This window comes from Streptomyces sp. NPDC050674 (genome assembly GCF_040654575.1).
Taxonomy (GTDB): Bacteria; Actinomycetota; Actinomycetes; order Streptomycetales; family Streptomycetaceae; genus Streptomyces.
Genome location: NZ_JBFAIG010000003.1, coordinates 15,427 through 32,984 on the forward strand (window position 1 = coordinate 15,427; position 17,558 = coordinate 32,984).

Consider the following 17,558-nt stretch of genomic DNA (forward strand, 5'->3'; position numbering starts at 1 on the left):
CGGTCACGGTGCCGTTCACGCACGGTGCCGTTCGCTCAGCACCGCCGTTCGCTCACCGGGTGAGGTGGTCGCCGTGCCCGGCGGTCAGGGAGTCGTGCTCTCGTCGATGATCAGGTCCATGACCGCGGGGAGACCGCCCTCCGCCAGGGCGGCACGCTGCCGGTCGGCTCCGGTGCCGTCACGCAGCAGCCGGTGGACCAGGGCCGTGACCTGCCGGGTGTCACCGGACGCGTCGAGCGCCGGAGCAACATGCCGCAGGAGCCGGCACAGCACGTCCCCGGCCCGTCGCCGCTGCCCGTCGCCCGGGTCGATCAACGTGTCCCCGAGGCCGTACCGGGCCGCGTGCCACATGCTGGCGTGCAGCAGTTCCGGCGCGCAGTCCGCCGCGGGCACCCGGTCGGCGGTGGCCTCCGCGAGAGCGGTCCGCACCAGAGCTCGGACGATCCCGGCGCACAGGACCGCCTCGTCCGCGCGCAGTTGGACGTCCGCGCAGCGCACCTCGACCGTGGGATACCGCTCGGACAGGCGTGCCTGCCAGTACACCTGGCCGCTGTCCGAGATGAGACCGCTTTCCACCAGCTGCTGGATCCGTCGCTCGTAGTCCGCGGCATCGCGGAACGCCGGAGGCACACCGCCCACCTGCCAGCGGTTGAAGATCACCGTGCGCCAGCTGGCGAACCCGGTGTCGTGACCGTCCCACAGAGGAGAGTTCACCGACATCGCCGTCAGCACCGGCAGCCACAGCCGGATACGGTTCAGGACCTCGACACCGGCCTCCCGGCTGGGCACACCGACGTGCACGTGCATGCCGTTGACCAGCTGTTCCGCGACGAGTTGCGGGGCCTGCGCGGCCATGGCGCGGTAGCGGGCGCGGTCGGTGACCGCCACCGGGCGCCCGTCGCGCAGCGGTGGCGTCGCACAGGCCGATATCCGGCACCCGTGCTCCTCGGCCGCCGTCCCGACGGCGTGCCGCAGACGCAGCAGATGCCCACCGACCTCGTCGAGGGTTCCGCACACCGGCGTCGCCACCTCGACCTGCGCCTGGAGCAGCTCGGACTGCACCTCCTGGTCACCCACGCACGGCGCCGCACCGGCCGCCATGCAGACCTTCTCCGCCAGCGGCGCCGGGAACCCCGCGATGGGGTCCACCAGCAGGTACTCCTCTTCCACGCCGATCGTCGTCATCGACCGCCCTCTGCTTCCTCGCGGCCGCACCGGCTCGCGATCCTCCGACGCCCTCGCAGTGCAAGACGCCTCGACGAGGCGCGCTCTGGGGCTGCCACCGAGTGCCGCAACCGGCTCATCACAAACCCCACACGGTTGAGGAGGTGCGGCGCCGATGATGCGAAGGCGGAGGCCCGGTGCCGACCGTCACGGCCCCGCCCCGCTGCCACTCGGTGAAGCGGTACTGCCGGGGGATCAGGCGCGCCGACGGCCCGCTCGGGAGCCGCGGTAGGCGGCGCGGCGGGTCATGGCCAGGGCGCTGCCGGGGGTGAAGCCCGGCACGCTGTGCGCGTAGATGTCGAAGTCCAGGCTCTCGTGCCGCGGCAGGGGCAGAGCGGTGCGGACCGTGAGGACGGCGAAGGGGCGCCACGAGCCGTCGGAGGTCCCGGCACACAGGTCGAACACGAGCGGTCCCGCGGCCAGCGTCCGCCTCAGACTCTCCGGGTCGCCGTGCACCGGCGCCTGCGCGGTACGGCGGGGAAAGGCGGCCAGGACGCGGTGGCGGCCGCCGACCCGGTAGGAGAGCAGACTCGAGTAGGGGCCACCCAGTGCGTCGGCGCGCGGCAGCGGCACACGCCTGGTGATGCCGCCCCGCCCGCTGCTGGTGAGGAGCAGGTCGAGAGGGCGGTCGGCGCCGTCGGCGTGCTGAACGCGCACGGCGAGCCCGAGCCCGTCGGGAAGCCGCCCGGGCAGGCCGGCCGCGCGGGAGAGCCGGACCGCGGCGGCGTACCGTCCGGGTGCGTCCAGCCATGGCACGTGCCATGGCGTGGTTCCGCCCACAACCTCCAGTTCGGCCGTGCAGGTCAGCCCACGGGGATGCAGCGCGGGGGCCGCGCGCATCGCGGCCAGGCGACGGAATCCGGCTTCCACGGCGGCGACGGCCCAGGACCCCGGCACCGGACGTCGTCGCTTCCCCGTGGCCGCCGGTCCGTCAGAAGGTGCCGCCGCGTCCGCCACGGACCGGGCCGTCCGCTCTCCCACCACTGTGCTCCCTTGTCCGCGACCGGCCACTGGTACGACGCCGAGAAGGCGGGCCGATCGTGAACCGGTCCGTGCGCGCGGCACGGCCGTCGTCCACGATCGGCGCCGCCGTCGGCACCTCGGTGGTGGTCATCCGGTGTCTTCGCCGGACGCCTCCTGTGTGTCCGGGGCCTCGCCGCCGGACGGGTCCGGGGCCGGACGTCCCTCCTCCTCCGGGTGGACGTCCCGTTCACCGGTTTCCCGCTCCAAGGGGGAGTCGGGCTCGCGTTCGGCTTCAGGACTGCTCATGGTCCCTCCTTCACGCCGTCGAACGGGCCTCCCGACTTCCCCTGTGCGGCGAGCGGAAACGGCGAGCCCATGCCGCCCGCTCGCTGCCGGAGCCGGACTCGTCTCACGCCGTCAGCGCCGCAGAGTCAGCAGCCCCGGACGGTAGGGCAGGAGGCCGTAGTCGCCCCCGGAGGAGGGGCTGCGCCCCTGGTAGAGCAGTTGCAGATTGCAGGGGTCGACGGTCATGGTCTGGTCGGGGCCGGTACGGATCAGTTCGCCGTGACTGATGTCGTTGGTCCAGGTGGCGCCACTGTTGGCCTTGCCGGCGAAGGGGTTGCCCTCGGTCGCGGCCTGGGGTGTCCACGAGCCGTTCAGGCTGGTGGCCGTGAACGAGCGGAAGTAGCGGTGGCCCTGCGCGCCGATCGCCTCGACGATCATGAGGTAGCGGTTCTGGCCCTGGAGCTTGTACACCTGCGGGGCTTCGAACAGGTTGTTCGTCGTATCGCTCATCACCACGGTCGAGGACGCGCCGAAGCTGCCCGGGAAGTTCCCGATCGGCATGCTGGCCCGGTAGATCTTGCCGTTGTCACCGGCGAAGAACAGGTACATGTTCGTCCCGTCACCGATGAGCGTCTGGTCGATCGGTCCCGTTCCCGAGCCGGTGATGCTTCCGGAGAAGAGCACCTGCGGGGACGACCAGCCGTTCGGGTTGGTGGGGTCGCTCGACGTCCGGTAGGAGAAGGCGCTCCCGCCCCACTGGTAGGTGAGCACCCAGATCTTCTTCGGCGCGAAGTAGAACAGCGTGGGCGCGACGGTGGAGTTCGACATCGCGTTCTGGCTCGCCGAGCCCATCTCCGACCAGTTGGTGAACAGGCCGAAGTTCATCGAACCCCAACGCGTCCCCGTGTCGTGCGTGGTCGCATACACGAGTTGTTTGCCGTTGTAGGGGACGACGGTGAAGTCCTTGAGCGAGACCCACCCCGGCTTGGGCTGGGCCAGGGCGCCCGTCGATGTCCAGCGGTATGTCGACGGCAGCGCGCACGAGCCGGGGTCGGTGCTGCCGGCCTTGACGAGTTGCCACTGCTGGTTGGCGCCGCCCCAGTCGTCGTACTGGACGACCTCGGCGTTGTCGGCGGTCGAAGCGCCCTGGACTTCGAGGGCCTTGTTGCTGTGGCGCGCGATGAGCCTCACGTAGCCGTCCGAGCTGTCGGCAAGCCGCCACTGCTGGTTGGTCGCGTTCAGGTCGGTCCACTGGACGATCGATCCGCCGTTCGCGGTGGACTGGTTGTGGACGTCCAGAACCTTGCCCGAGTGGCGGGACTTGATGCGGTAGTAACCGCCCCCGGAGTCGACGAACTGCCACTGCTGCTGGGCCTGGTCGTTCCTGGTCCACTGGGTGATGCGGGCGCCGTCGCCGGTTGCCAGGTTGTAGACATCCAGGGCCTTGCCGCTGTTGCGGTTGACCAGCACATACGAGGCGTTGGGGTCCACCGTCGCCGCGCCGGCGGGCTGGGCGCCGAGGAAGGTGACCACGAGCAATAAGGGCGCCAGGACGGCGAGCAAGCGTCTCGGACGGATCGGGGAAGGGTGGCGAGACCACATCGGAGGGCCTCCTTCGACTGGGTGGGGGGTGAGGTGGCCCGATGAAGCGAGGAGCGGACGGGCCGAGTATGGGATCTCGAATGTTTCGAAGATTTCCCGGATGCTTCGACGCCACAAGCTAGGAATGTGGGACCAGTTGGTCAAGGCCTGTCGCAGAACTGTCCACAAACAGCACCTGGCTCAGGGGGGACCGTGGCGCCTGCCGACGGGGGGCGCCGGAGGTTCCTCCCGCGGCTCGCCGAGCACCGAAAGGTTTCGGGGGGAGAGCCGAAAAATTCTTCTGCGGGAGGTGTTGACGATACATCGTCAACGCCTCAATCATCCCTGTCGAAGAGGCGGCCGTGGTTCGAGATGCCGAACCATCAAGCCGACCCCTGAGCAATCCGTGCCGCACGGCAGATCCACACACAGCCGCACGACGGATCCGCACCCCGAGCACCCGCGCCACCCCGTTTCGTTCCGGTGAGGTTCGCACCAGCGCTCCTGGCTCTTCGCGCAGTCGAAGAGGTACGCGACGCCGCGTGGCGGTCCCCCGGCTGAGCCGCGATGGAGTGCCCATGCCTGTGTCGAGACACCGCCGCCGCCCGCCGAACGCCACCCGACGGCCGGCCGGGTGCCGTCCTGCCCTTCGGTCCTTCCTCGATGCCTACCCTGGAGGCACAGTCATGGGCTCGTACGCCCTCCCCAAACCGGTTGTCCGCCTGAAGATGCGCGGCCCGCTGCTGGCGCTGGTCGTCGGCATCCTCAGTACGCTCGTCGCACTGGTCACGCCGCAGACCGCACAGGCCGCCGAGAACACCCTCGGCGCCGCCGCGGCGCAGAGCGGCCGCTACTTCGGCACCGCCATCGCCTCGGGCAGGCTGGGCGACTCGGCGTACACGTCGATCGCGGCCCGTGAGTTCAACTCGGTGACGGCCGAGAACGAGATGAAGATCGACGCCACCGAACCACAGCGGGGCCAGTTCAACTTCACCGCCGCCGACCGCGTCTACAACTGGGCGGTGCAGAACGGCAAGAAGGTCCGCGGCCACACCCTGGCGTGGCACTCCCAGCAGCCCGGCTGGATGCAGAGCCTCAGCGGCAGCGCGCTGCGCCAGGCCGTGATCAACCACATCAACGGCGTCATGGCGCACTACAAGGGCAAGATCGCCCAGTGGGACGTCGTGAACGAGGCCTTCGCCGACGGCAGTTCGGGAGCCCGGCGCGACTCCAACCTGCAACGCACCGGCAACGACTGGATCGAGGTCGCCTTCCGCACCGCGCGCGCCGCCGACCCGGCCGCCAAGCTCTGCTACAACGACTACAACGTCGAGAACTGGACCTGGGCGAAGACCCAGGCCATGTACGCCATGGTCCGGGACTTCAAGCAGCGCGGCGTGCCGATCGACTGCGTCGGCTTCCAGTCGCACTTCAACAGCGGCAGCCCCTACAACAGCAACTTCCGCACCACCCTGCAGAACTTCGCCGCCCTCGGCGTCGACGTGGCCATCACCGAACTCGACATCCAGGGCGCCCCGGCCACGACGTACGCCAACGTGACCAACGACTGCCTGGCCGTCCCGCGCTGCCTCGGCATCACCGTCTGGGGTGTGCGTGACACCGACTCCTGGCGAGCGGACCAGACGCCGCTGCTGTTCAACGGCAACGGCAGCAAGAAGCCCGCCTACACCGCCGTCCTCAACGCGCTCAACGGCGGCTCCACCACGCCCCCTGCGGGTTCCGGAACGATCAAGGGCGTCGGTTCGGGCCGCTGCCTGGACGTGCCCGGCAGCAGCACCACCGACGGCACCCAGGTCCAGCTGTGGGACTGCCACAGCGGCACCAACCAGCAGTGGACGTACACCGCCGCCGGCGAGCTCACGGTCTACGGCAACAAGTGCCTGGACGCCGCCGGCACCGGCAACGGCACCAAGGTCCAGATCTACAGCTGCTGGGGCGGCGACAACCAGAAATGGCGCCTCGGCTCCGACGGATCCATCGTCGGCGTCCAGTCCGGCCTCTGCCTCGACGCCGTCTCGGGCGGCACGGCCAACGGCACCCTGATCCAGCTCTCCTCCTGCTCGAACAGCGCCAACCAGCGCTGGACGAGGGCCTGATGGGACCCGTCACGGACAAAGGGGCGAATCGATGAAGACCTACGGCGCGGTTTCCCCCGCTCCTGTGCGACGACATCGCTGGTGGTCCCGCATCGCCGCGGTGCTGGCGGCGACCCTCGCGATCGGCATGCTCGTCGCGGTGAATCCGACGCCCGCCGAGGCGGCGACGGTGGACCCCAATGCCTGGTACGTCCTGGTCAACCGCAACAGCGGCAAGGCGCTGGACGTCTCCGGCGCGTCCACCGCCGACGGCGCGCGGCTCGGCCAGTGGACGCGCAACGACGGAGCCCACCAGCAGTGGCAGTTCGTGGCGTCCGGCGACGGCTTCTACCGCCTCAAGGCCCGGCATTCGGGCAAGGTCCTCGACGTGGCCGGCTCCTCGACCGCGGACGGTGCCGCGATACAGCAGTGGGCCGACCACAACGGGGCCAACCAGCAGTTCCGCCTGGCCGACTCCGAGGCGGGCCACGTCCGGCTGATCAACCGCTCCAGCGGCAAGGCCGTGGAGGTGCAGGGAGCCTCCACCGCCGACGGCGGCAACGTCGTCCAGTACTCCGACTGGGGCGGCACCAACCAGCAATGGCAGCTGGTCAAACTGTCGTCCGGTGGGGGTGGCGGCGGCGGATGCGGCAGCGCCCCGACCCTGGCGAGCGGTACGCACACGATCCAGAGCGGCGGCAAGAGCCGCAGCTTCATCCTCAGGGTTCCCGCCAACTACGACAACAGCCGCCCCTACCGGCTGATCTTCGCGTTCCACTGGCGGGGCGGAACCGCCGGCGACGTCGCCTCGGGCGGCACGAGCGGCAGCGCCTGGTCCTACTACGGCCAGCAGGAGCAGTCGAACAACAGCGCGATCCTCGTCGCCCCCCAGGGCCTCGGCAACGGCTGGGCCAACTCGGGCGGTGAGGACGTCACCTTCGTCGACGACATGATCCGGCGCATCGAGGGCGGCCTCTGCGTCAACCCGGCACAGCGCTTCGCCACGGGATTCAGCTGGGGCGGCGGCATGAGCTACGCACTCGCATGCAGCCGGGCGAACGTCTTCAGGGCCGTGGCCGTCATCTCCGGCGCCCAGATCAGCGGGTGCAGCGGCGGCAACCAGCCGATCGCCTACTTCGGAATCCACGGCGTCAGCGACAACGTCCTCAACATCGGGCAGGGACGGTCCCTGCGCGACAAGTTCGTCACCAACAACGGCTGCACCCCGCAGAGCCCGCGCGAGCCCTCGCCGGGCAGCCGTACACACATCACCACCACCTACGCGGGCTGCCGTGCCGGATACCCGGTCCAGTGGGCCGCGTTCGACGGAGGCCACATGCCCGGTCCGGTCGACGGCTCCTCCGGCGAAAGCGGCGTCACCACCTGGACCAAGGCAGAGATCTGGAGGTTCTTCGCACAGTTCCAGTGACACCCACGCACCACGGAGTGGAGCCAGGACGATCCCGGCTCCACTCCGTCCACGTCGGGCGACTAGAAGAACCCGAGCTTCTTCGGGCTGTAGGAACAGAGGATGTTCTTGGTCTGCTGGTAGTGGTCGAGCATCATCTTGTGGTTCTCGCGGCCTATCCCGGACTTCTTGTAGCCGCCGAACGCCGCGTGCGCCGGGTAGGCGTGGTAGCAGTTCGTCCAGACCCGGCCCGCCTTGATCTCGCGGCCCAGGCGGTAGGCCGTGTTGCCGTCGCGGGTCCAGACGCCCGCCCCGAGGCCGTACAGGGTGTCGTTGGCGATCTTCAGGGCCTCGTCGACCGAGTCGTACGTCGTGACCGAGACGACCGGACCGAAGATCTCCTCCTGGAAGATCCGCATGTCGTTGGTGCCACGGAAGACGGTCGGCTCGATGTAGTAGCCGCCCTCCAGGCCGGGCACGGCACGGGGGTTGCCGCCCGTGACGACCTCGGCGCCCTCCTTCCTGCCGATGTCGAGGTAGGAGAGGATCTTCTCGTACTGGTCGTTGCTCGCCTGCGCGCCGATCATCGTGGCCGGGTCCAGCGGGTCGCCGCCGACGATGGCCTCGGTGCGTTCGACACAGCGGGCCATGAAGTCGTCGTAGATCGACGAGGGGATCAGGGCGCGGGACGGACAGGTGCAGACCTCGCCCTGGTTGAGGGCGAACATCACGAAGCCCTCCACGGCCTTGTCCAGGAAGTCGTCGTCGGCGGCCATGACGTCGGGCAGGAAGATGTTGGGGCTCTTGCCGCCCAGCTCCAGGGTGACGGGGATGATGTTCTCGCTCGCGTACTGCATGATCAGACGGCCGGTCGTCGTCTCGCCGGTGAACGCCACCTTCGCCACCCGCGGGCTGGAGGCCAGCGGCTTGCCCGCCTCCACGCCGAAGCCGTTGACGACGTTGACCACACCCGGCGGGAGCAGATCGGCGATCAGCTCCATGACGTAGAGCAGGCTGGCCGGGGTCTGCTCGGCCGGTTTGATGACGACACAGTTGCCCGCGGCCAGCGCGGGGGCGAGCTTCCACGTGGCCATCAGGATCGGGAAGTTCCAGGGGATGATCTGGCCGACCACGCCCAGCGGCTCGTGGAAGTGGTACGCGACGGTGTCCTCGTCGAGCTGCGCGATGCTGCCCTCCTGCGCGCGGACGACCCCGGCGAAGTAGCGGAAGTGGTCCACGGCCAGCGGGATGTCGGCGGCCAGGGTCTCGCGGACCGGCTTGCCGTTCTCCCAGGTCTCGGCGACGGCGATCTTCTCCAGGTGCTGCTCCACGCGGTCGGCGATCCGGTTCAGGATGTTCGCGCGTTCCGTCGTGGACGTGCGGCCCCACCGCTCGGCCGCCCGGTGCGCGGCGTCCAGGGCGAGGTCGACGTCGGCGGCGGTGGAACGGGCCACCGCGCAGAAGGTCTTGCCCGTCACGGGGGTCGGGTTGTCGAAGTAGCGGCCCTCGACGGGTGCGGTCCACTCGCCGTCGATGAAGTTGTCGTAGCGGCGGGCGAAGGTGACGATGCTGCCGTCGGTTCCGGGCTGCGCGTACACCATGGCGGCTCTCCTCGGTGAAGGGCGGTGCGGTGACGGTCCGTGCCGTCGTGACGGCCCCCACTGTGCTTCCGGGAGGTTGGCGCGAGGTTGGCGCGCGATGCCGTGCCGCCGGCCCGGCTCCTCCAGGGCACCTCAGCGCCTGGTCGCGAAGAACACGTCAGTCCCAGTCCCGCAGAGCCGTCGTCAGCCGGCCCGCCGCTATCGCGCGGCGCGTGTCGTCCGGGGCGAGCAGCCGCAGCGCGTGCTCATGGATCTCCGCGTCGTACGGCGCGCGTTCGCCGTGGCGCAGGGCGTGTTCCGGACGAGTGCTCGCCAGCACGGCCTCGCGTACCGCCACCTCGAGACGGGTGCGCCACTCCTCGATGCCGGGGGCCTCGGACCGGGGCAGGAGCGGGCCACCGTAGCGGAGCAGGGCGGTGTCCGTGTCGCCCTGCTCCAGCGCGCGCAGGACGTCCGCGGCGTCGCAGGACACGGGAGCGGTGAGGGCGTAGTGGCGGGGGCTGATCGCGCCGCCCAGCGCCCGGCGCAGATGGGAGATCTCGGCCTTGAAGGTCGAGGACGTGACCGGCCGGTCGCCGTACAGGGCCGCGCGCAGCCGTTCGGGGGAGAAGCCCGCGGGTTCGAGGGCGAGAAGGGTGAGGATCTCCAACTGGCGGGGCCGCAGGGCGAGGGGCTGCCCCTCGCGCACGGCCCGTTCGGAGCCCAGACACGTGAGCCGCAGCCGGCCCGGGCGGGGCACCTCCGCGGTCAGCCGGGCCTCGATCGTCGACACCAGCGTGCGGACGGTGGACATGGCCAGGGGATGCGAGCGGTCCCAGGTCGTGGAGAGGTCCAGTACGCCGAGGACGCGGCCGTCCCGGCCGTGCACCGGGGCGCAGTAGCAGACCCAGCCGTGCAGGGCCGACACCAGATGCTCGGCCGAGAAGACGAAGCTGGGACGGCCGGTGCGCAGGGCGAGGGACAACGCGTTGGTGCCCATGGCCTGCTCGTCCCAGCGGCCGCCCGGCGCGAAGTTGACCCGCTCGGCCCGGCGGCGCATGGTCGGACCGCCGCAGGTCCATAGGATGGTGCCGGACTCGTCGGTGACCGCGGTGACGAACCCGGCGTCCTCGGCGATGCTGTGCAACTCCCCGGCGAGTTCGGTGACCGGCCGGTACAGCGGTGAGGACGTCCAGCGCCGGTGCACCTGACCGCCGTCGGTGACCGGGGCACTGTCCCGGCCCGGGTCCACGCTGCCCAGCGACCGGGCCCAGGACTGCGTCACCTCGTCGCGCAACGTCGCGGTGACACCCGGCCGCGCGCCCGGGACGCTCAGCCGCGGCACCCACCGGGACCACTCGTGCTCCAGCACGGCCCTGCGCTGCCGGAGGTCAGGGCGCTGTGACATGGCCTCTCCCTGCCGTCGTGCCGGTTTCCCGGCGTCAGGTCAGTGTTACCGGATGCGCCCGCCCCGGTCGAGAATCCCGTCGAACCCGGCAGCGACCTTCCGCCGGGACGGGTCGGGGGAGGCGTCCTGGCCGGGAAGCGACGGGTCGGCCGGGAATCGCCCTCCGCCCTGAACGGGCGACCGCCTGACTGGATGTTTGTCCGGTGTCCGCACGCCGCCGTTCGGGTGACGCGTTCACTCGACCCGACGGAGGGCGTGCGGCCCGCGTACCACCGGTGTGCGACCCCGCGTTTTCCTGGCATGGACAGCACGGAGACCGCTCGGCGCCTTCCCGGGAACGACGCCGCGCCCCGCTCGTACGCCGAACTCACCAGCGGATACGCGGGACATCCGCCCATCTACGCGGCGCTGGTCGCCGAGTGGGAGGCCAGGGGGCACACCGTCCCGGAGCACCGCGACGGTCAGTGGGTGTCCTTCGCCGCGCCGGCCGAGAGCGAGACCTGGACCGCCGTCACCTCGTGGACCGCCGGCCGGCACCTGGGCCCGGTCGTCCCCGCCGCCCCGCACCCCGCGCACACTCCCCATCCGCCCGCCGGCCGGCACCCCGGCCCGGCCGCCCCGGCCGGCACCCGCCCCGCGTCCGGCCGTCACGCGGGCCCGGCGACTCCCTCGTCCGGTGCCCGTCTCACCAGCCGTCCGTCACCACCGGCTCCGCGCTGACCGGCGCCAGCACCGCGAGGGTGCCGCTGGCCTCTCGCAGGGCCGTTTCGAGCGTGCCGGGCGTGTGCAGGGTGCCGGTTCCGTCCGGCGGGACGAGCCACTCCAGGCGCCCGGCGGGCCGGTACGGCGGTGGCACGGCGACCCAGGAACCCCGCCCGACGTGCCGCACTCCGAAACCGACCCACTCGCTGACCGGGTCCGGCGGCAGGAAGAACCCCACTCTTCGCGCGGCGCAGTCCACCAGTGTGGGGCCCGGCACCTTCAACGGATCGCGCCACAGGATGTCCAGCGCGAGGAGGCCGAGCCGGTCGGGAACGCTGAGCACGTCCCAGTACCGCCCGGCCTGCACGAGCACCGTGCCGGCGCCGTAGTCCCACTCGCGCTTGCACTCCTTGGGGTCCGTGGCGGCCGCGGCGAGCCACTCGACGGCTTGCTTCCACATGACGCTGTGCATGGCCACCCCAGGGACAGTCGGCGGCGCCGCGGTCGGGCGCGTGCTGAACAGAGCCGGTGACCCGCGGGTTCCGCGTGCCGTCCGGCCGTAGCCATGCTGGTAGATATTTCTACGTGCCGGAAGGGGTGGCGTGGTCTGGCGTTTGGGTCGGTCCCGCCCCGGTCGAAAGAGGGCGTTCGGCGGTGTCGTCGCGTAAGTGAGCGATCAACTTCGCGCACGTCCGGCCGCTCCGGCGGAGTCGGTCACCACTGTGGGCGTGCGCCCCTCCCGAGCGAGGGGCGCACGCGGGTCACCAGCGGGGGAGCCGCAGCTCGTGCTCCGGGTGGAACCGCCGCATGTAGCCGGTGTCGTCCCGGCTGCGCATCCCGGAGGCGACGTACCTGCGGTGCAGCCGCTCCAGCTGGTCGTGGTCCAGCTCGACACCCAGCCCGGGCCCGGTCGGCACCTGGACCTCCCCGTCACGCAGCTCCAGCACGCCCGGCACGATCACGTCGTCCGCCGAGTTCCACGGGTAGTGCGTGTCGCAGGAGTGGTCGAGGTTGGGGATGGCCGCGGCGACATGGGTCATGGCGGCCAGGCTGATGCCCAGGTGCGAGTTGGAGTGCATGGACAGGGCGAGCCCGAACGCCTCGCAGACGGCGGCCAGTTCGCGCGTGCGGCGCAGCCCGCCCCAGTAGTGGTGGTCGGTGAGCAGCACCTGGATCGCGCCCTGCTCGACGGCGGGCCTCAGATGCTCCCACGCGATCACGCACATGTTGGTCGCGAGCGGCATGGGGGAGTCCTTCGCCACCTCCGCCATGCCGGGGATGCCCTTGGTCGGGTCCTCCAAGTACTCGATGACACCGGCCAGTTCGCGGGCGACGTACTTCGACGTCTCGACCGTCCACGCCACGTTCGGGTCGAGACGCAGCAGTTGCCCCGGGAAGGCCTCCGCCAGAGCCCGCATGGCGGCGATCTCCTCGTCGGGCGGGAAGACGCCGCCCTTGAGCTTGAACGACCGGAAGCCGTGACGCTCCTGCATGAGCCGGGCCTGCTCGACGATCCCCGCCGGGTCGAGGGCCTCGCCCCAGTCGTCGCCGAGGGCGGCACGGCCGTCGAGCGCGGGGTGCTCGGCCCACTTGTAGAAGAGGTACGCGGCGAACGGCACCGCGTCGCGGACCTTTCCGCCCAGCAGGTCGCTGACCGGACGGCCGAGCAGCCTGCCCTGGGCGTCCAGGCAGGCCACCTCCACCGCCGAGGTGGTCCAGCCGCGCTCGTGGGAGCTCGGCACGCCCGGCAGCAGGGCCGCGTCGATCGCCGCGGACACGGCGGTGGTGTCGAAGACGTCCATGCCGACGACGACCTTCGCGGCGACGTGCAGCCGCTCCAGACGCGCCGCTCCGCCCGGCGACTCGCCGAGCCCCACCGTGCCGTCCTCCAGGACGAGTTGGAGGATGATCCGCAGGGCGAGGGGTTCGTGCATGCCGTTGGAGTTGAGCAGCGGCGGGTCGCCGAAGGCGATCGGGGTGACGATCAGCTCGCGGATGCGTGTGGCGTCGCGGACGCTCATGCGGCGACCACCTCCAGGCCGTGGTCGAGGAGTTTCGCGAGCCGGGCGATGTGCTCCGGCGTCGGGTCGAGCAGGGGCGCCCGGACGCCGCCGACGTCCGGGCCGCGCAGGGTCACACCGGCCTTGACGAGCGACACGGCGTAACCGGGGACCTCGTCGCGCAGGGCGACCAGTGGGTCGTAGAACTCGTCGAGGAGCCGGGAGACCAGGGCGTCGTCGCCCTCGGCGAGGGCCCGGTGGAAGGCCAGGGCGATCTCCGGGGCGAAGGCGAACACCGCCGACGAGTACAGCTCCACGCCGACGCCCCGGTAGGCGGGCGCGGTCATCTCGGCGGTGGGCAGCCCGTTGAAGAACTGGAAGTCCTCCGCGCCCGGCACGGCCCGCACCGCCCGGACGATGCGGTGCATCCGCTCGATGTCCCCGATGCCGTCCTTGAGGCCGACGACCCCGGGCAGGGCGGCGATCTCGGCGGCCGTCTTTGCGGTGAGCCGGGCGGTGCCGCGCTGGTAGAAGACGACGGGCAGCCCGGTACCGGCGCTGACCTCCTCGACGTACCGCACAAGGCCCTGCTGCGGGGCGCTGACCAGGTAGGGCGGCAGCAGCAGGATGCCGTCGGCACCGGCCCGTTCGACGCGGGCGGCCTGCTCCCGGGCGACCGGCGTGGGACCGCCTGCCGCCGCGAGGACCGGGACCCGTCCGGCCGTCGTCGTGACGGCGACCCGGGTGGCACGCTCGATCTCGTCGGTCGACAGTGCGTGGAACTCGCCGGTGCCGCAGGCGACGAACACACCTCCCGCGCCCGCGGCGACCCCCGACTCGATGTGCTGGGCCAGCCGTTCCTCGTCCAGTGAACCGTCCGCCGCGAACGGCGTGACCGGGAAGAACAGCACTCCGTGGAACTTCATGTCTCCCTCATACGTGGGGGGTGGTCAGCCCTTGGTGGCACCGGCTGCGATGCCGGTGACCAGCGAGCGCTGGAGGAGCAGATAGACGATCAGGCTGGGGATCAGGGCGATGACCGCACCGGCCAGCACCACCCCGGAGCCGACCTCGGGGTCGGTGCGCAGGATGGACAGGGCGACGGTGACCGTGTAGTCGGTGGGGTCCTTGGCGGCGATCAGGGGCAGCAGGTACTGGTCCCAGATCATGATGAAGCCGAGCACCCCGGCCACGCCGAGCGCGGGCTTGCACAGCGGCAGGACGACCTGCCACAGCATCCGCAGCTCGCCCACGCCGTCGATGCGGGCGGCCTCCTCGATCTCGGTGGGGATGTCCTTCATGAACTCGGTGAGCACCATCACCGAGAACCCCCAGGCGCCCAGCGGCAGGATCACGCCCCAGACGGTGCCCTTCAGATCGAGGCCGACCACCGGCACATGGCCGAGGACCAGCGACAGCGGGATGGCGATGACCTCCTCCGGCAGCATCATCGTCAGCATGAACAGGGTCAGGACCAGTGCCTGGCCGCGGAACCTGTGCCGGGCCAGGGCGTACGCGGCGAGTGTGCAGACGACGAGCTGGAGCAGCAGTCCGCCGCCCGCGATGACCAGGGAGTTGCCGAAGTAGTCCCAGATGCCGCGCTCGCCTGCCACCTGGAAGTTCAGCAGGGTGGGGTGGTGCGGCAGGAACGACAGGGTCGAGCCGCTGGCCTTCTCGCTGAAGGCGCCGGAGAAGATCGTCAGGAACGGTGCCGCGAAGACGCCCAGGGCGAGCAGGCAGAGCAGGACGCGCAGCGCCCAGGCGGGGCCCGGCCGGTCGCTCCAGCCGAGGGCGGTGTCGAAGCGGGCGGGGGTGGTGCGCTGTCTCCCGGTGGACGTGCGCGCGGGCGAGGCGGTCACCGGGGTGCGGACGGGGTCGATGGCGGGGGCGCTCATCGCACGTCTCCCCTCTTGCGGAGGTGGTTGACCGTGACGGTGAGCAGCAGCGTCACGCAGAGCAGAACCACGGAGGCGGCCGAGGCGCCGCCGATGTCGTTACGGGTGAAGCCGAGGGTGTAGGCGCGGGTCATCCACACGTCGGTGGACCCGGCCGGGCCGCCGCCGGTGAGGACGTACACCTCGGTGAAGACGCGCAGTCCGCGGATGGCGGCGAGGGTCAGGACGATGCCGAGGGCGGGCCGGATGGCCGGCAGCGTGATGTGCCGCAGCCGTTGCCAGAGCGAGACGCCGTCCATGGCGGCGGCCTCGTACAGCGAGCGGTCCACTCCCGCGAGACCGGCCAGGATGATCACCATGTTGTACGGGGCGAGCATCCAGACGCCCATGGCCATCGTCGCCCACAGCGCGGTGCCGGGGTTGTCGAGGTAGGGCACGGGACCGAGGCCCAGCAGTCCGAGTCCGCTGTTGATGAGGCCGTCGGAGGTCGGGTAGTACATCAGCCGCCACAGCTCGCCGACCACCGCGGTGGCGGTGACGACGGGCAGGAAGACGGCGGTGCGGACGATCTTCAGTGAGCGGGCCTGGCCCTCCAGCAGCAGCGCCAGCGCGGAGCCGACGACGATCCCGCCGAGGGACATGCCGACGCCGAGGAGCAGGGTGTGGCCGATGGCGTCCTGGAAGCGGTGGTCGGTGAGGACCCGCGTGTAGTTGTCGAGGCCGACCCACTTGTCACCGAGGAAGGGCCGCACGTCGAAGAAGCTGAGCCAGAGGCCCTTGCCCATCGGCAGGAACTTGAAGACGAGGGCCAGCAGCAGAGCCGGGGCGAGGAACAGCCAGGGCAGTACGGTCTTCTTGCCGATGATCTGGGCTCTGCGCGGCCCGGGTGTCGTCACGGTCGCGGTCATTTCAACAGGTCCTGGTCCTTGAGGTCACCGGCGAGGGTGTCGTTGAGTTCCTTCAGGCCGGAGCGGACGTCGCTGCCGCAGTAGGTGAAGATCGCGTTGAGCGCGTCGGCGGTGTCCTGCTTGATCGGGGCGAAGTCGGGCGCGTTGGGGAACTGCGCGGAGGCCCGCTCGTACGCCGTCTGCACCACGCTCCAGCGGGGGTCGTCGCGCACCTTCGCCGCGTCCAGCGTGGAGTTGACCGGGATGCGCACGACGGGCTGGTGGTCGCCGGTCATGGCGAGTTCCTGGCCCTCGGGGGAGACGAGGAACGCGGCGAGTGCCTGTTCCTGCTTCGCCTTGCCGGTCCGGGCGCCGAAGTAGATGTTCTCGCCGTCGGCCAGCACGTCGTTGTTGCCGGCCGGGCCCGAAGGGGCGGGCAGCACCTCGTACTTGTCCTTGCCGAGCGCCTTGTCGAACGTGGAGATGTTGTAGGGGCCGGTGAGGTACATCCCGGCGTTGCCGTCCTGGAAGTTGGTGGTGTTCGCGGTGACGGAGGTCAGGGCGCTGGGCTGGATGACACCGTTGTCGCCGCAGAAGAGGTTCTTCTTCATCCAGGTGACGGTGCGCAGGGCGGCCGGCGAGTCCATGGCGGGCCGGTAGCCCGACCCCTCCTTCCGAAGGATCCGGACCCCGCCCTGCCACAGGTAACTGGCTCCCCACCAGGCGACGTAGCCGTTCTGGGCGCTGCCCGGGACGACCATCCCGTAGGTGTCCTTCCTGCCGTCCCCGTCCGGATCGCGGGTGGCGAAGGCCTTGGCGAGGGCGAGGGTGTCCTGCCAGGTCCTCGGCCGCGGCAGGCCGAGCCTCTCGCGCCAGTCCTTGCGGACGAACAGGGTCATGGCCTGACGGGAGTACGGGATGCCGTAGTGCCTGCCGTCGCGGCCCACCGTGGACGACCAGGACTTGGCGGTGATCTCGTCGTGGCCCGCGATCGAGGCCGGAGTGACCGGCTTGAGCAGGCCCTGGGCCTGGTAGCTGCCCATCAGCGCGGTGTCGTTGATCATGACGTCCGGCAGGTCCTTGACCGATGCCCGGCTCTGCAACTGCTGGTCGAAGTTCATGACCGGCTGGTAGTCGATTCTGATCCCGGTCTTCTTGGTGAAGGCCGCGAACACGCGGTCGTAGGTCTGGGCGGACTCCGGATCGCTCCGGGTCCACACCTCCAGGGTGTTCGGATCGCCGGCCCGGGCGCTGCCGGAACCGGAGCCGCAGGCGGCCGTTCCGAACAGGAGCCCCGAGACGGCGAGCGTGGCGGCCAGGCGGTGCCCGCGGCGAAGCCGCGTGTCGATCCAGCGTCGGCGATCCCGCATGGATGGTTCTCCGTTCATATTCGTGAACCCGCTTCACGAATCTAAATGATCGGCCAAGCTACGGATCGCGTCATCGCCATGTCAAGACATGGCCGAAAGATTTCACCGAGGCCACACGAGGCTCTGGAAGCCCCTGAAAACAGGGACGGCCCCCACCGG

The 17,558-nt window shown here is 70.6% G+C and carries 15 protein-coding genes; 3 read left to right on the forward strand and 12 right to left on the reverse strand.

Going from position 1 to position 17,558, the window contains the following annotated elements; all coding sequences use genetic code 11:
* Positions 1 to 84: 84 nt before the first annotated feature.
* The 4 genes from AB0I06_RS06980 to AB0I06_RS06995 all read right to left on the reverse strand — a co-directional run bounded on the left by AB0I06_RS06980 (position 85) and on the right by AB0I06_RS06995 (position 4,074).
* Positions 85 to 1,185, reverse strand: coding sequence for a glutamate--cysteine ligase (locus AB0I06_RS06980; RefSeq protein WP_363117715.1), 1,101 nt, complete (start codon positions 1,183 to 1,185; stop codon positions 85 to 87).
* Between the two features lie 234 nt (positions 1,186 to 1,419).
* Positions 1,420 to 1,980, reverse strand: a complete 561-nt coding sequence (locus AB0I06_RS06985; RefSeq protein ID WP_363117716.1) for a phosphodiesterase — start codon at positions 1,978 to 1,980, stop codon at positions 1,420 to 1,422.
* Positions 1,981 to 2,334: 354 nt separating this feature from the next.
* Entirely contained in the window at positions 2,335 to 2,493 is a 159-nt protein-coding gene (locus AB0I06_RS06990; protein WP_363117717.1) for a hypothetical protein, read from the reverse strand.
* Positions 2,494 to 2,604: 111 nt separating this feature from the next.
* Positions 2,605 to 4,074, reverse strand: a complete 1,470-nt coding sequence (locus AB0I06_RS06995; RefSeq protein ID WP_363117718.1) for a non-reducing end alpha-L-arabinofuranosidase family hydrolase — start codon at positions 4,072 to 4,074, stop codon at positions 2,605 to 2,607.
* A gap of 665 nt (positions 4,075 to 4,739) precedes the next feature.
* On the opposite strand from AB0I06_RS06995, the gene AB0I06_RS07000 reads away from it, so the two are divergent.
* A complete protein-coding gene (locus AB0I06_RS07000) occupies positions 4,740 to 6,170 on the forward strand; it encodes an endo-1,4-beta-xylanase (RefSeq protein ID WP_363117719.1) in 1,431 nt (476 codons plus the stop codon).
* A 100-nt stretch (positions 6,171 to 6,270) separates the two neighbouring features.
* Positions 6,271 to 7,578: an RICIN domain-containing protein gene (locus AB0I06_RS07005; RefSeq protein WP_363118031.1), complete on the forward strand. Its 1,308-nt coding sequence runs from the start codon at positions 6,271 to 6,273 to the stop codon at positions 7,576 to 7,578.
* A 62-nt stretch (positions 7,579 to 7,640) separates the two neighbouring features.
* On the opposite strand, the gene adh is transcribed toward AB0I06_RS07005, so the two are convergent.
* Positions 7,641 to 9,158 carry an aldehyde dehydrogenase gene (adh, locus tag AB0I06_RS07010; RefSeq protein WP_363117720.1) on the reverse strand — a complete coding sequence of 506 codons (1,518 nt, stop codon included), beginning with the start codon at positions 9,156 to 9,158 and terminating at the stop codon, positions 7,641 to 7,643.
* Between the two features lie 157 nt (positions 9,159 to 9,315).
* Entirely contained in the window at positions 9,316 to 10,545 is a 1,230-nt protein-coding gene (locus tag AB0I06_RS07015; protein ID WP_363117721.1) for a transcriptional regulator, read from the reverse strand.
* 300 nt (positions 10,546 to 10,845) lie between these two features.
* On the opposite strand from AB0I06_RS07015, the gene AB0I06_RS07020 reads away from it, so the two are divergent.
* Positions 10,846 to 11,265 carry a hypothetical protein gene (locus AB0I06_RS07020; RefSeq protein WP_363117722.1) on the forward strand — a complete coding sequence of 140 codons (420 nt, stop codon included), beginning with the start codon at positions 10,846 to 10,848 and terminating at the stop codon, positions 11,263 to 11,265.
* Here the strand turns inward: AB0I06_RS07020 and AB0I06_RS07025 are convergent.
* From AB0I06_RS07025 to AB0I06_RS07050, 6 genes are all read right to left on the reverse strand, one after another.
* Complete coding sequence (locus AB0I06_RS07025) at positions 11,231 to 11,719, reverse strand: hypothetical protein (protein ID WP_363118032.1); 489 nt, start codon at positions 11,717 to 11,719, stop codon at positions 11,231 to 11,233. The two genes, AB0I06_RS07020 and AB0I06_RS07025, sit on opposite strands and share 35 nt — an antisense overlap.
* Before the next feature lie 289 nt (positions 11,720 to 12,008).
* Positions 12,009 to 13,268, reverse strand: coding sequence for a glucarate dehydratase family protein (locus tag AB0I06_RS07030; protein WP_363117723.1), 1,260 nt, complete (start codon positions 13,266 to 13,268; stop codon positions 12,009 to 12,011).
* The gene (locus AB0I06_RS07035) at positions 13,265 to 14,173 is read right to left on the reverse strand and encodes a 5-dehydro-4-deoxyglucarate dehydratase (RefSeq protein ID WP_363117724.1); all 909 of its coding nucleotides are present in this window, start codon (positions 14,171 to 14,173) and stop codon (positions 13,265 to 13,267) included. The genes AB0I06_RS07030 and AB0I06_RS07035 overlap by 4 nt, the downstream gene beginning before the upstream one ends.
* Positions 14,174 to 14,197: 24 nt before the next feature.
* Positions 14,198 to 15,142, reverse strand: a complete 945-nt coding sequence (locus tag AB0I06_RS07040; protein ID WP_363117725.1) for a carbohydrate ABC transporter permease — start codon at positions 15,140 to 15,142, stop codon at positions 14,198 to 14,200.
* Positions 15,139 to 16,050 (reverse strand): sugar ABC transporter permease, encoded by a 912-nt coding sequence (locus tag AB0I06_RS07045; RefSeq protein WP_363117726.1) that lies wholly within the window; start codon positions 16,048 to 16,050, stop codon positions 15,139 to 15,141. Before AB0I06_RS07045 ends, AB0I06_RS07040 begins: the two co-directional genes overlap by 4 nt.
* Positions 16,047 to 17,399: a sugar ABC transporter substrate-binding protein gene (locus tag AB0I06_RS07050; protein WP_363117727.1), complete on the reverse strand. Its 1,353-nt coding sequence runs from the start codon at positions 17,397 to 17,399 to the stop codon at positions 16,047 to 16,049. Before AB0I06_RS07050 ends, AB0I06_RS07045 begins: the two co-directional genes overlap by 4 nt.
* Between the last annotated feature and the right edge of the window lie 159 nt (positions 17,400 to 17,558).